Origin of the sequence: Massilia sp. BHUDP2, assembly GCF_046236355.1 — a bacterium.
Classification (GTDB): Bacteria; Pseudomonadota; Gammaproteobacteria; order Burkholderiales; family Burkholderiaceae_D; genus Telluria; species Telluria varians.
Window position 1 is genome coordinate 1,661,121 of record NZ_JBJUVW010000001.1, and the last position, 12,403, is coordinate 1,673,523.

General features: G+C 67.7%; 7 protein-coding genes. 1 reads left to right on the plus strand and 6 read right to left on the minus strand.

Annotated elements, in window-relative coordinates:
* From ACK6C6_RS07470 to ACK6C6_RS07480, 3 genes are read right to left on the minus strand one after another with little or no spacing between them, the layout of a single operon-like run.
* Entirely contained in the window at window positions 1-984 is a 984-nt protein-coding gene (locus tag ACK6C6_RS07470; protein ID WP_409266642.1) for a LacI family DNA-binding transcriptional regulator, read from the minus strand.
* Window positions 985-988: 4 nt separating this feature from the next.
* Window positions 989-3,298: a GH92 family glycosyl hydrolase gene (locus ACK6C6_RS07475; protein ID WP_409266644.1), complete on the minus strand. Its 2,310-nt coding sequence runs from the start codon at window positions 3,296-3,298 to the stop codon at window positions 989-991.
* A complete protein-coding gene (locus ACK6C6_RS07480; RefSeq protein WP_409266645.1) occupies window positions 3,295-5,649 on the minus strand; it encodes a GH92 family glycosyl hydrolase in 2,355 nt (784 codons plus the stop codon). The genes ACK6C6_RS07475 and ACK6C6_RS07480 overlap by 4 nt, the downstream gene beginning before the upstream one ends.
* A 186-nt stretch (window positions 5,650-5,835) precedes the next feature.
* Here ACK6C6_RS07480 and ACK6C6_RS07485 point away from each other — a divergent pair, with 186 nt between their 5' ends.
* Window positions 5,836-7,815, plus strand: a complete 1,980-nt coding sequence (locus ACK6C6_RS07485) for an alkaline phosphatase family protein (RefSeq protein ID WP_409266646.1) — start codon at window positions 5,836-5,838, stop codon at window positions 7,813-7,815.
* 1 nt (window position 7,816) lies between these two features.
* Here ACK6C6_RS07485 and ACK6C6_RS07490 read toward each other — a convergent pair whose 3' ends face one another.
* From ACK6C6_RS07490 to ACK6C6_RS07500, 3 genes are read right to left on the minus strand one after another with little or no spacing between them, the layout of a single operon-like run.
* Window positions 7,817-10,240, minus strand: coding sequence for an ABC transporter permease (locus ACK6C6_RS07490; RefSeq protein WP_409266648.1), 2,424 nt, complete (start codon window positions 10,238-10,240; stop codon window positions 7,817-7,819).
* A gap of 13 nt (window positions 10,241-10,253) precedes the next feature.
* Window positions 10,254-10,934, minus strand: coding sequence for an ABC transporter ATP-binding protein (locus tag ACK6C6_RS07495; RefSeq protein ID WP_409266649.1), 681 nt, complete (start codon window positions 10,932-10,934; stop codon window positions 10,254-10,256).
* 28 nt (window positions 10,935-10,962) lie between these two features.
* Window positions 10,963-12,258, minus strand: coding sequence for an efflux RND transporter periplasmic adaptor subunit (locus ACK6C6_RS07500; protein WP_409266651.1), 1,296 nt, complete (start codon window positions 12,256-12,258; stop codon window positions 10,963-10,965).
* Between the last annotated feature and the right edge of the window lie 145 nt (window positions 12,259-12,403).

Below are 12,403 nucleotides of genomic sequence, written 5' to 3' on the forward strand. Positions count from 1 at the left end.
CTAGTTGTCGTCGCTGCTCTCGCGCACGACCAGCTGGACGGGCAGGGTCCGGTCGGCATCGGGCGCAGGGTGTTTTTCCAGCAGCAGCTCGACGCCCAGCGCGCCGAGCGCTTCCTTGTCGATGGCGATGCTGCTGAGCGGCGGAATGGCGCTCGCCGCCGCCTGGATGTCGTCGAAGCCGACGATCGCCAGGTCGTGCGGGATCTTCAGGCCGCGCTCGAGGCAGTGCTGCATGGCCGCCAGCGCGGTGCTGTCGTTGTAGCAGAACAGGGCGTCGGGACGCTTGGGCAGGGCGAGCAGGGTGTCCATCGCGCGCCGCACGTTGTCGCTTGGGTCGCCGACGCGCGGCAGCTGCACCTCCAGCTCCGGATCGGCCAGCAGGCGCGCCTCGAACAGGGCCTTGCGAAAGCCGCGGCTGCGCTCGTGGATGCTGTGGTGGGCCAGCGACCCGCACAGCATGGCGATGCGCCTGCGCCCGAGGGACAGCAGGTGGCGCGTGGCCAGGTAGCCGCCCAGCTGGTGGTCCGGGTTGACGCTGCGGTAGCCGGGCAGGCGCATGTCGAGCAGCACCAGCGGCTTGCCGGTCTCGCGCAAGGCGTCCAGCAGTTCGGCCTCGAAGAAGCCGGCGCACAAGAGGGCGTCCGGCTGGTGCACCCGCACCAGTTCCAGCACCGGTTCGGCCGGGCCGACTACCACGAAGGAGAGGGCGATGCCGCGCCGGCGGCAGGCTTCCTCGGCGCCCTGCAGCACCGGCAGGTAGAAGGGGCTGCTGGACCGGGTGTCGTGCTGGCGGTGCAGCAGGAAGGCGACGCGGCGAAGTTCTCCCTGGCGCAGCTTGCCGAAGTCGTAGCCCAGCTCGCGCGCCACGGCGCGGATGCGGGCGCGCGTCTTTTCCGTCAGGCCGTCCTGGTTCTTCAGGGCGCGCGAGACGGTGCCGATCGAGTAATTGGTCGCCTTCGCGATGTCGCGGATGGTGGCCGGCATAGTGCTAGTCTTCCTCCCGCAGCACGGCCGGGCGGGCCGGATCGCGCGAGAAGGAATAGGGCGCATCCTGTTCGCGGGTGCCGCGCGTGGTGTTCGGCCGGCTTGCCATGCTGAAGTCGAGCCTTGCGCCTTGCGTCAGTTCGGCGTGGCCGAGCCAGTTGCGGCCCACCGGCTTGCCGTTGACGCGCAGAGCGTCGACGTAGCGGCCGTCGCCGCGCGCGCGTACCGCCAGGGTCCGCCCGTTCTCCAGTTTCACCGTCGCCTTCGGGAACAGCGGCGTGCCGAGCACGTACTGGTTCACGCCAGGGGTCACCGGGTAGAAACCGAGCGCCGAGAACACGTACCAGGCCGAGGTCTGGCCATTGTCCTCGTCGCCGCAGTAGCCGTCGGGTGTGGGCGCATACATGCGGTCCATGGTCTCGCGGATCCAGTGCTGGGCTTTCCACGGCGCTCCGGCATGGTTGTACAGGTAGATCATGTGCTGGATCGGCTGGTTGCCGTGGGCGTACTGGCCCATGTTCGCGATCTGCATCTCGCGGATCTCATGGATCACCGCCTTGTAGTAGCTCTCATCAAAGACCGGCGGCAGCGTGAACACGGTGTCGAGCTTGTCCACGAAGGCCCGGCGCCCGCCCATCAGCCGGATCAGGCCGTCGACGTCGTGGAACACGGACCAGGAATAGTGCCAGCTGTTCCCCTCGGTGAAGGCGTCGCCCCACTTGAAGGGATTGAAGGGCAACTGGAAGCTGCCATCCAGGTTCTTCCCGCGCATCAGGCCGGACTCGGGGTCGAACAGCTTCTTGTAGTTCATGCTGCGCCGGGCGTAGATGTCGATTTCCGAGGCTGGCTTGCCCAGCGCCTTGCCGAGCTGGTAGATGGTGAAGTCGTCGTAGGCGTATTCGAGCGTGCGCGCGGCGTTCTCGTTGATGCCGACGTCGTAGGGCACGTAACCCAGCTCGTTATAGTACTTGACGCCCTTGCGTCCGACCGCCGACATCGGCCCTTCGTTGTTGGCGCCGTGCTCCAGTGCTTGCCACAGGGTCTCGATGTCCTGGCCGCGCACCCCCTTGATGTACGCGTCCGCCACCACCGAGGCCGAGTTATTGCCGATCATGATGTCGGCGTAGCCGGGACTGGACCACTCGGGCAGCCAGCCGCCTTCCTTGAAGGCGTTGGCCAGGCCCTCCTGCATCTCGCGGTTGATCGACGGGTAGACCAGGTTCAGGAAAGGATACAGGGCGCGGAAGGTGTCCCAGAAGCCGGTGCCGGCGAACAGGCGGCCGGGCAGCACCTCGCCGTTGTAGGGGCTCCAGTGCACCGGCTTGCCGGCGGCGTCGAGCTCGTACATCTTGTTCGGGAACAGCACGGTGCGGTACAGGCTCGAATAGAAGGTACGGGTCTGGTCGACCGTGCCGCCTTCCACCGACAGCCTGCCCAGCACCTCGTTCCAGCGGGCCCTGGCCCTGGCTCGCGTGGTGTCGAAGTCGTCCTTGCCGAGTTCGCGCCGCAGATTCAGCTCGGCCTGTTCGACGCTGATGAAGGAGGACGCGACCCGCATGTGGACCTTCTGCCCCCTGGAGGTGGCGAAGCCGAGCAGGGCGCCGCTGTGCAGGCCCTCGTTTTCCAGCTTGCCTTCCTCGAGCTTCTCGCCCTGCCAGGTATCGGCGCTGGTGAAAGCCTGGTCGAACTCGATCACGAAGTAGTTGCGGAAGTTCTTCGGCAGCGGGCCGCGCCGGTGCAGGGTGCTGTAGCCGATCACGCGGCGCTGCTCCGGCAGGATCTTGACCCAGGAGCCCTTCTCGAAGGCGTCGACCACCACGTAGCTGGCGCTGGACGCGGGGAAGGTGAAGCGGAACTGGGCGGCGCGCTCGGTCGGCGTGATCTCGGTGGTGACGTCGGCGTCGGCCAGGTAGACGCTGTAGTAATAGGGCTTTGCGACCTCCGCCTTATGCGAGAACCAGCTGGCGCGGGCGTCCTGGTTGAAGCGCTTGGATCCGGTCACCGGCATGATGGCGAACTGGCCGTAGTCGTTCATCCAGGGCGAGGGCTGGTGGGTCTGCTTGAAGCCGCGGATCTTGTCGGCGTCGTAGGTGTAGGCCCAGCCATTGCCCATCTTGCCGGTCTGCGGGGTCCAGAAGTTCATGCCCCATGGGACGGCGATCGCCGGGTAGGTGTTCCCGTTCGAAAGCTCCGGCTTGCTCAGGGTGCCCATCAGCGGGTTGACCCATTCGACCGGGTCGCTCACCTTGCCGACCGTCTGGGCGCCGGCGGCGCCCGCCGCTGCGAGGAGCAGTGCCGCCGCAATGCGCATCATGGCTGGTAGGCGGTCTGGGTGTAGGGACGGGCAGCGCGTTCCTTGCCCCACTCCTTGTTCGGCCTTGCCTGCATCGTGAATACCAGTTCTCCGCCGGCGCCGATGTCTTCGTGCTTGAGGTAGCTGCGGGCCAGCGGCTTGCCGTTCAGGGTGACGCGGCCGACGTAGCGGTTCGCTTCGCTCAGGCCTTCGGCGCGTACCGTGAAGCGCTTTCCGTTCGGCAGGCTCAACTGCGCCCGTTCCAGGAACGGCCGGCCGATCACGTACTCGTTGCTCCCGGGCGCCACCGGATAGAAGCCGAGCGCCGTGAAGGCGAACCAGGCCGACATCTGGCCCAGGTCGTCGTTGCCCGACAGGCCGTCCGGGCGGTTGTGGTACTGGGTCGCCATGATGTGGCTCAGGCGTTCCTGGGTACGCCAGGGCGCGCCGGCGTAGTTGTACAGGTAGGCCACGTGGTGCGAGGGCTCGTTGCCGTGGGCGTAGTGGCCGATCAGGCCAGCGATGTCCTCCATGTGGGCGTAGGCATTGTCTTCCACCTTGGCGTCGAAGACCTGGTCGATCTTCGCCACCATCGCGGCGTCGCCGCCCAGCATGGCGATCAGGCCGGCATTATCGTGCGGCATGTACCAGGAATACTGCCAGGCACTGCCCTCGGTGTAGTCGCTGCCGTAGTTCGACTGCACCGGGTTGAAGGGCGTGCGGAATTCGCCGGTCGACTTGCGGGCGCGGATGAAACCGGTCTCGCGGTCGAACACATTGCGGTAGTTCTGGGCACGCTTGTAGTAATTGGCCGCGATGTCCTTCTTGCCCATCTTCTCGGCCATGCGCGCGATGGTCCAGTCGTCAAAAGCGTATTCCACGGTCTTGGAGGCCGCTTCCGGCTCGCGGTCGATCGGCACGTAGCCGAGCTTCATGTAGTGTTCCAGCCCGCCGTAGGGGCCGTATTCGGCGCTGGCCGTCATCGCGGCCAGGGCCTTGTCCGCATCGAAGCCGCGGATGCCCTTCATGTAGGCGTCGGCGATCACCGGCACCGCGTGGTAGCCGATCATGCACCAGGTCTCTAGGCCGTGGAAGGACCACACCGGCAGGATGCCGTAGGGGCTGTGCTCGCGGGCGGCGATCAGCGAGTTGACGAAGTCGGCGTTGCGCTTTTCCGGCGCCACCAGGGTGAGCAGGGGATGCAGGGCGCGGTAGGTGTCCCACAACGAGAAGGTCGAGTGGAAGTTGAAGCCCTTGGCCTGGTGCACCGCGTTGTCCGGTCCGCGGTAGCGGCCGTCGCGGTCCATGAACAGCGAGGGCGCCAGCATGCTGTGGTACAGGGCCGTGTAGAACATGGTGCGCATCGGCTCCGGCGCCTCGGCCTTCACGGAAGACAGCGCTTCGTTCCAGGCATGGGAGGCGGCAAGGCGCTGGGCGTCGAAGTCCCAGCCCGGCATCTCGTCCAGGTTGGCCAGGGCGTTGTCTTCGCTGACCGGCGACAGCGCCACCTTCACCAGGAGAGTGCCATCCGGCGGCGCGCCGAATTCCAGCGCCGCCATCAGGGCCTTGCCCTCGACCAGCACCTTGTCCGCCGGCGTCTTGCCGGGCGGGGCGAAGCCGCGGTACTCGATGGCTTCCTCGCGGTTGTGCAGCTGGCGCGCGCTCATCGGGCGCGAGAACTTCACCGCGAAATAAAGCTGGCGCCCCGGCGCCCAGCCGCGCGTCTCGCGCATGCCGGTGAGGGTAGTCGCGTCGCGCACGCGCAGGCGCGACCACAGGTTCTTGCTGCCGTAGTCGTAGATGCTCGAGCGCAGGTCGAGGATCAGCTTGGCCGTGGCGTCCTTCCTGAAGCGGTAGCGGTGCAGGCCGACCCGTTCGCTGGCGGTCAGCTCGACGTCCACCTCGTTGTCCTGCAGGCGCACCGCGTAGTAGCCTGGCTCCGCCCGTTCCTGCTCGTGCGAGAAGCGCGAGCGGTAGCCGGAGAAGGGACGCTCGGGGTAGCCCGGCTCCAGCTTGGTCTCGCCGCTGGTGGGCATCAGGAGCACGTCGCCCAGGTCGGCGTGGCCGCTGCCGGAAAAGTGGGTGTGCGAGAAACCCAGGATCGAATTGTCTTCGTAGCGGTAGCCGGCGGCCCAGGGATAGCTCTGGCGGAAGTGGCGCACCTGGGTGTCGGGGCTGAGCTGCACCATGCCGAAGGGGCGGGTGGCGCCGGGGAAGGTATGACCGTCGCCGCCGGTGCCGATGAAGACGTTCACGGCCGCGGCCGGGGTGCCGGGGGCCGCGGCCTGGGCCGGCACGGCGGCGGATGCCAGGACGGCCAGCAGGACCAGGGTGGAGTGGGAGAGGGCGGCGCGGGTCGAACGGACGGTCATGGAGTCTCCAACGGTGGCGGCAAACGCTTTCTTGTCTCGCATGTATATGCCGAGTTTGCTTTCTGAGCAATAAAGCGATGGTAACCCAGCCCTTGTTTAGTTCGTTTACTAAACATCTTCCGAAACTGGACCGCCTGGAGTGTCTGCTACACTCGCGTGTTCATCAAACCAGCTTGGTCCACCCGATTGACCCCGACTCCAGCCCCTGAAGGCCTGCCGCCCGTCCTCGCCGGCCCTATCCTGCGCCGCCTCGAACCGGGCCGCCTGGTGCTGTGGCTGGTCGGCAGCGCGCCGCTCGACCTGACCCTGGTGCTGGCGCCCAGCGCAGAAGCGCCCCGGCGCCTGCCCCTGGACGCGGGCTGTTGTCGCGTGATCCGTGTCGGCCGCCACGCCTGCGTGCACCTGATCGATGTGGCGCTCACCGAGCCGCTGCCGCAGGACACGATCATCGAATACGACTTGCTCGTCACGCAGGACGATGGCGATCAGGCCGGCATCGCCCGATGGGCGCCGCACCTGCTGCATGCCGGCGCCACACGGCCGAACCTGGTGCTGCGCAGCCGCAGCGACAATATCCTGTTCGGCTCCTGCCGCAAGCCGCACCATCCCGCGCGCGACGGCCTGGCGCGCGCCGACGCCTTGCTGGCCGATCAGGTCGAGCAGGCCGAGGAGCGGCCCGCCGTGCTGATGCTGTGCGGAGACCAGGTGTATGCCGACGACGTGGCCGGCCCGATGCTGGCGGCGATCCACGCGCTGATCCGGCGCCTGGGCCTGTATGCCGAATGCCTGCAAGGCGCGGTGGTCGCCGACAGCGAGGCGCTGTACCGCCATCCGGCCAGCTACTACCGGCGCGAAGAGCTGCTCCCTGCGGTCAAATCCAACGACGCGCTGCGCGACCGCTTCTTCGGCGGCAGCGAAAAGCCGATCTTCACCACGGCCAATGCGCACAACCACCTGGTCACCTTGTCCGAGGTGATGGCCATGTACCTGCTGGTCTGGTCGCCGGTGCCCTGGCAGCTGGTGGCGGATGCGGCCCCGCCTCCGCTTACACCCAGGCATGCGCAGCGCTGGCAGCGCGAGTCGCAGGCGCTGGCGGGCTTTCGCGGCGACCTGCCGCGCGCCGCCCGGCTGCTGGCGCACGTCCAGACCCTGATGATCTTCGACGACCACGACATCACCGACGACTGGAACCTGTCGGCCAAGTGGGAAACCACCGCCTACGAGCACCCGTTCTCGCGCCGCATCGTGGGCAATGCGCTGGTCGCCTACATGTTGTGCCAGGGCTGGGGCAATCGCCCTGAGGTCTTCGGGGCGGCGCTGGACGACCTGGCGGGGCTGATCGACACGGCGGCTGGCGACGACCGGTTCGACGCACCAAGGCAGGACGCGCTGATCGACCGTTTGCTGGCGTTCCGCAAGTGGGATTTCGTGCTGCGGACCCGGCCCACGATCATCGTGCTCGATACCCGCACCCGGCGCTGGCGCAACCGAGGCCGGCCCGGCCATCCGTCGGGCCTGATGGATTGGGAATCGCTCACCGAGCTGCAGCACGAGCTGCTGGACGAAACCGCCGCCGTCATCGTCTCGCCGACGCCCATGTTCGGGGTCAAGCTGATCGAGGTGGTGCAACGGCTTGCCACCTTTCTGGGTGCGGCCCTGACCGTCGACGCCGAGAACTGGATGGCGCATCGCGGCGCGGCCGGCAGCATGCTGAATATCTTCAGCCATTCGCGCACCCCGGGCAACTATGTGGTCCTGTCGGGCGACGTGCACTATTCGTTCGCCTACGACGTCGAGGTGCGCGACTCGGACCGGGTGCCGCATGTCTGGCAGATCACCAGCAGCGGCATCAAGAACGAATTCCCGCGCCGCCTGCTCGACTGGCTCGATCGCCTGAATCGCTGGCTGTACTCGCCGCGCTCGCCGCTGAACTGGTTCACCCAGCGCCGCGATCTCGTGTTCACGCCGCACCTGCCCGACCAGCGCCAGGAGGGCCAGCGCGTCTGGAATGGCGCCGGGATCGGCCAGGTGTGGCTCGACGCGCAAGGCCGGCCGGTGCGCATCATGCAGCACAACGCCGATGGCCGGCCGTCGACCCGCTTCCTGGCGCCGGACCAGGTGGCATCCCCTGCGACCGCTGCCGGGCAGCCCGCAGGGAAGCGCTGACTTACTCGCGCAGCGCCTGCGCCGGCCGGATCTGCATTGCCGCCAGCGCATGGCGGGCGGTCGATCCGGTCGCGACCAGCGCCGCCACCACCAGGGCCGCGGTCAGGGTCCAGGCGCCGATCGGCGCCTGCTCGGTGAAGCCGGCCAGGTAGCGCTGCACCGCCACGAAGGCAATCGGCAGACCGAACAGGGCGCCGATCCCGATCAGCACCACGAACTCGCGCGCCACCAGGCGGCCGATGGCGGCGTGGCCGGCGCCGTAGAGCTTCCTCAGGACGATCTCGCGCGCCTTGCGCTGCACGCTGTAGGCGGCCAGCACATAGATGCCGAACGCGGCGATCGCGGTAGCGATCACGCTCGATGCCGCCAGCAGCTTGGCCATGCGCAGGTCGTCCGCATAGCTGAGCGCGAACATGGACGACACGCGCTGCACTTCCAGCACGTCGTTCGGGAAGTAGCGCGGCCACAGTTCCTCGATGGCGCGCTGCACGGCCTGCTGGTCCGGACCGGTTCGTACGGTAAACACGCCGGTGCGATCGCCCGGGAAGTAGACCGTGGGCTGCATCTCCTCGCGCGCCGAGCGGTGCCGGATGTCGGGCGCAACCCCGATGACCTGCATCCTGTCCGCGCCGATCGGACTGATGATGAACTTGCCGACCGCATCCTGGGCGCTGGCGAAGCCGAACTTGCGGACGGCGGCCTCGTTGATGACGATCTTGTCCTCGTCCTCGACCTTGTCGCGCGCCGGATCGTACAGCCTTCCGGCAACCGGCTTGAGTCCGTGCACGTCGAAGAAATCGGGGCTGACCTGCCGGTTATTGATCTCGATCGGGCTGCCGCCGTCGCGTTGCAGGGATGTGCTGTTGAAGTTGACGGTCACCGCCGACTCGCTGGCCCCGACAGCGGTCACGCCCGGGATGCGCGCCAGGGCGTCGCGGAAGGCGCGCACATTGGCGTTGCGCATGTCGTCCGAGGTGGCCACGAGCAGCAGCGGCGCCGCGTCGAAGCCGGGGTCGAGCGTGCTGGCATAGCGCGTCTGCCAGGCTACGGCCAAGGTTAGGCTGGTCAGGCCCATGGCGGTGGCGAACTGCAGCACCGTGAGGACCCGGCGCAGGCGCAGGCCGCCCACGGTCTCGCTGTTGCCGCGTCCGGCCAGCGCCGCGGTCGGGCGCACCTTGATGGCCGACCAGGCTGGATAGGCGCCGGCCAGCAGGCCCACCAGCATGCCCAGCAGCAGGCTCAGGCCAAGCGAGAGTGGGGTGAACATATGGTCGAGCTTGCGCTGAACCAGGTCGGAGAACACCGGCAGCAGCAGCCAGGCCAGCAGCAGTCCGATCGCAGTGGCGATCAGGCACACCAGCACCGATTCGGCCAGGAAGTGGCGGCTCACCGTACCCGTACCGGCGCCGAGTACCTTGCGCACCGCGATCTCGCGCTGGCGGCGCACGGTGCGCACGGTGGCCAGGTTGACGTAGTTGGTGGCGGCCAGCACCAGGATCAGCGCTCCCACCGCGCCCAGGCCGAAGATGGTCTTCCGGTCGCCATGCGTGGGCGAGGATTCCTTGATCAGCGGGTCGAGGTAGGCTTCGCTCAGGGGCCCGAGGCGGAAATCGATCAGGTCGCGGCCGTTCAGGGACGCTATCTGCTCGGGGCTCATGCGCTTGATGAAGTTCGAAGACAGCATGGCGCGCCGCAGCGAATCGAGCACGGTCTGCCGGTCCGCTCCCGGCAGCAGTTTGACGTACACGCCGCCGTGCGAGGAGCCCCAGTTGGTGGTAACCAGCTGCCGGTACTCGTCCTTCCAGATCGAGGTGCGGCTGCCGGCCAGCGACGCGTAGGGCAGGGTGGTGGCGGCCGGCTGGTCTTCCAGCAGGGCCGTGATACGGTAGGGTAGTCCGCCCACCTGCACGGTCTTGCCGACCACGTCGATGTTGCCGAACAGCTTGGTGGCGGTCTCGCGCGTCAGCGCCAGCGTATCCGGCCGGGCAAGGGTGACGGCCAGGTCGCCGGCCAGCACGGTCGGCTGGAAGATCTGGCGGAAATCGGGATCGACCACGGTCAGGCTGATGGTCTGCACCTGGCTGTGGCCGTTCACCACCGAGCGCACGTCGATGCTGCGTTCAATAAAGGCGCTGGCCAGTACCGGTGCGCCGCTCGCGACAACGGCGTCGCGTGCCGGCAGGCTGCTGGAATCGTTCCAGTTGCCGCTGGAGTTGGAGGTATTCCATTTCTGCATGAGGCGGTAGACCTGTTCCCGCTGCGGCACGTGGCGGTCGTAGGACAGCGAATGGGCCACGTAGCCGAGCAGCAGGAAGCAGGCGGCGAAGCCGACAGCCAGCCCCAGCACCACCACGGCCGAGTAGCCGGGTTCCTTGACCAGCAGGCGCCAGCCGATGCGGAAATCACGTAAGACGCGCAGGTTCATTCTCAATCGCTCCTCATGCTGCCTGCAGGGCGTCGACCACCACGCGGCCGTCCACCAGGTGCAAGGTGCGCGAGGCCTGGGCGGCGTGCGCCGGCGAGTGGGTGACCATGACCACGGTCGTGCCCTCGGCGTTGATGTTGCGCAGCAGGCGCATCACTTCGTCGCCATGTGCCGTGTCCAGGTTGCCGGTCGGTTCGTCGGCGAGCAGCATGGCCGGCTCCGCCACCAGGGCGCGCGCGATCGCCACGCGCTGCTGCTGGCCGCCCGAGAGCTGGGACGGGCGATGCCTGGCACGGTGCGCCACCCCCAGGCGCTCCAGCATGGCCTCGACGCGGCGGCGCCGCTCGGCGGCCGCGGTGCCGGTGTATTCCAGCGCCAGCTCGACGTTCTCGTACACGCTCAGCTCCTCGATCAGGTTGAAGCTCTGGAAGATGAAGCCGACCCGCCCGCGGCGCAGCGCGTTCAGGCGCGCCTCGCTCCAGCCGGCCACGTTCTGTCCTTCGAAGAAGTAGTCGCCTTCGTTCGGCACGTCGAGCAGGCCGAGCACGCTCAGCAGGGTGGACTTGCCGCAGCCGGACGGCCCGGTGATGGCGACGTATTCGCCGGCCGCGATGTCGAGGTCGATGCGGTCGAGGGCGCGGGTCTGCACTTCGCCCGCCTGGTGGATCTTGGAGACGCCCCTGAGTTTCAGCATGGTGCTTCCTTTCTGATTGTTTGTTCGCTTATCGATTGATCTGCAGCTGCTCGGCCTTGCCGAACGGCCCGTAACTGGAAATGACGACCTGCTCGCCCGCCTTCAGGCCGGACAGGACCTCGACGTGGCTGTTGTTGCGGCGGCCCAGGCGCACGGCGCGCTTCTCGGCGCGCCCGCTGGCCTGGTCGACCACGAAGACCCAGGCGCCGCCGGTATCGTTGACAAACGCACCCGTCGGCAGCAACAGGGCCTGGGCCGGCTGGCCCAGGGTCAGCTGGGCGTCCAGGCTCTGGCCCGGGCTGATCACGGCCGGCTGCTCTCCCGTGAACACCATCTCGGCGGTAAAGCGGCCGTCGCGGATTTGCGGGAACACCGCGCTCACCTTCAGCGGGTAAGCCTTGCCGTCCTGGGTCACGCTGCCCGCCAGGCCGCGCGTCACCCGGCTCAGGTAGAACTCGTCGACCTGCAGCGAGAGCTTGAAGCGCTTGGGGTCGTCGATGCGGCCGATGTTCTGGTTGGGCTGCACGGTCTGGCCGACCTGCAGGCGGAAGTCGGTCAGCATGCCGGCCGCCGGCGCACGCACGGCCAAGGCGTCGACGGTGGCGCTGACCAGCTGCAGGCCGGAGGCGAAGCCGTCGATCGCCGTTTCCATCTGTTGCAGGCCGCGCTGGCGTACGCGCTCCTCCAGCTCGAAGCGGCGCTGTTCGTTGTCCAGGGTGCGGCGCTGCTGGGCCAGACGGTCGCTTGATTCTTCCAGCGCCACCGCCGAGATGAAGCCCTGCTGGGCCAGCCGGCTGTTGCGCGCATGCTGCTTCTCGGCCTGCTGCACCGCGAATTCGGCATCCGACAGGCGGCGGCGGTGTTCGCTGCGGCTGGTTTCCTGGGCCACGCGCAGGTTGGCCAGGTTCGAGATCTGCTGCGCCTGTTCGGCCTGGCGCTCCAGCAGCGCCAGGTTGCGCAGCGGGTTGGACAGGCGGAACAGCAGCTGGCCTTTGTCGACCGCCTGGCCGTCCTCCACCAGCACTTCCTCGACGCGGCCGGATTCGACCGAGTCGAGCATGATCGAATTGAGCGGCTGCGCGGTGGCGCGCACCACGATGTCGTCGCGGAAGATGCCGGTGGCGGCGCTGGCCAGGCGCACGTCGGCGCTGTCTACCTGCAGGCCGTGCGGCATGGTGTGCCAGGCGCCGGCGCCGAAGGCGGCGAGCAGGGCGAGGGTCACGCCGGCGCGCACATACAGCTTGGCGCGGCGTTTGGGCATCACCACGTCCATGGCGGCGCCGGTGACGGCCTGGGCCTGGGCTTGGGGAGGGAGTCGGTCCATAGTAGTCGGGTGTTCGAGACTGCGGGTTGAAATGCCCGAGTCTTCGCAACTTCCGTGCCACCCCGGTTTTGGCGCTTGCGGATGGCGATTCGAACAAATGTGTCCGGATTCGGACAGGTATGCATGTTCGCAGGCGGACAGGTGT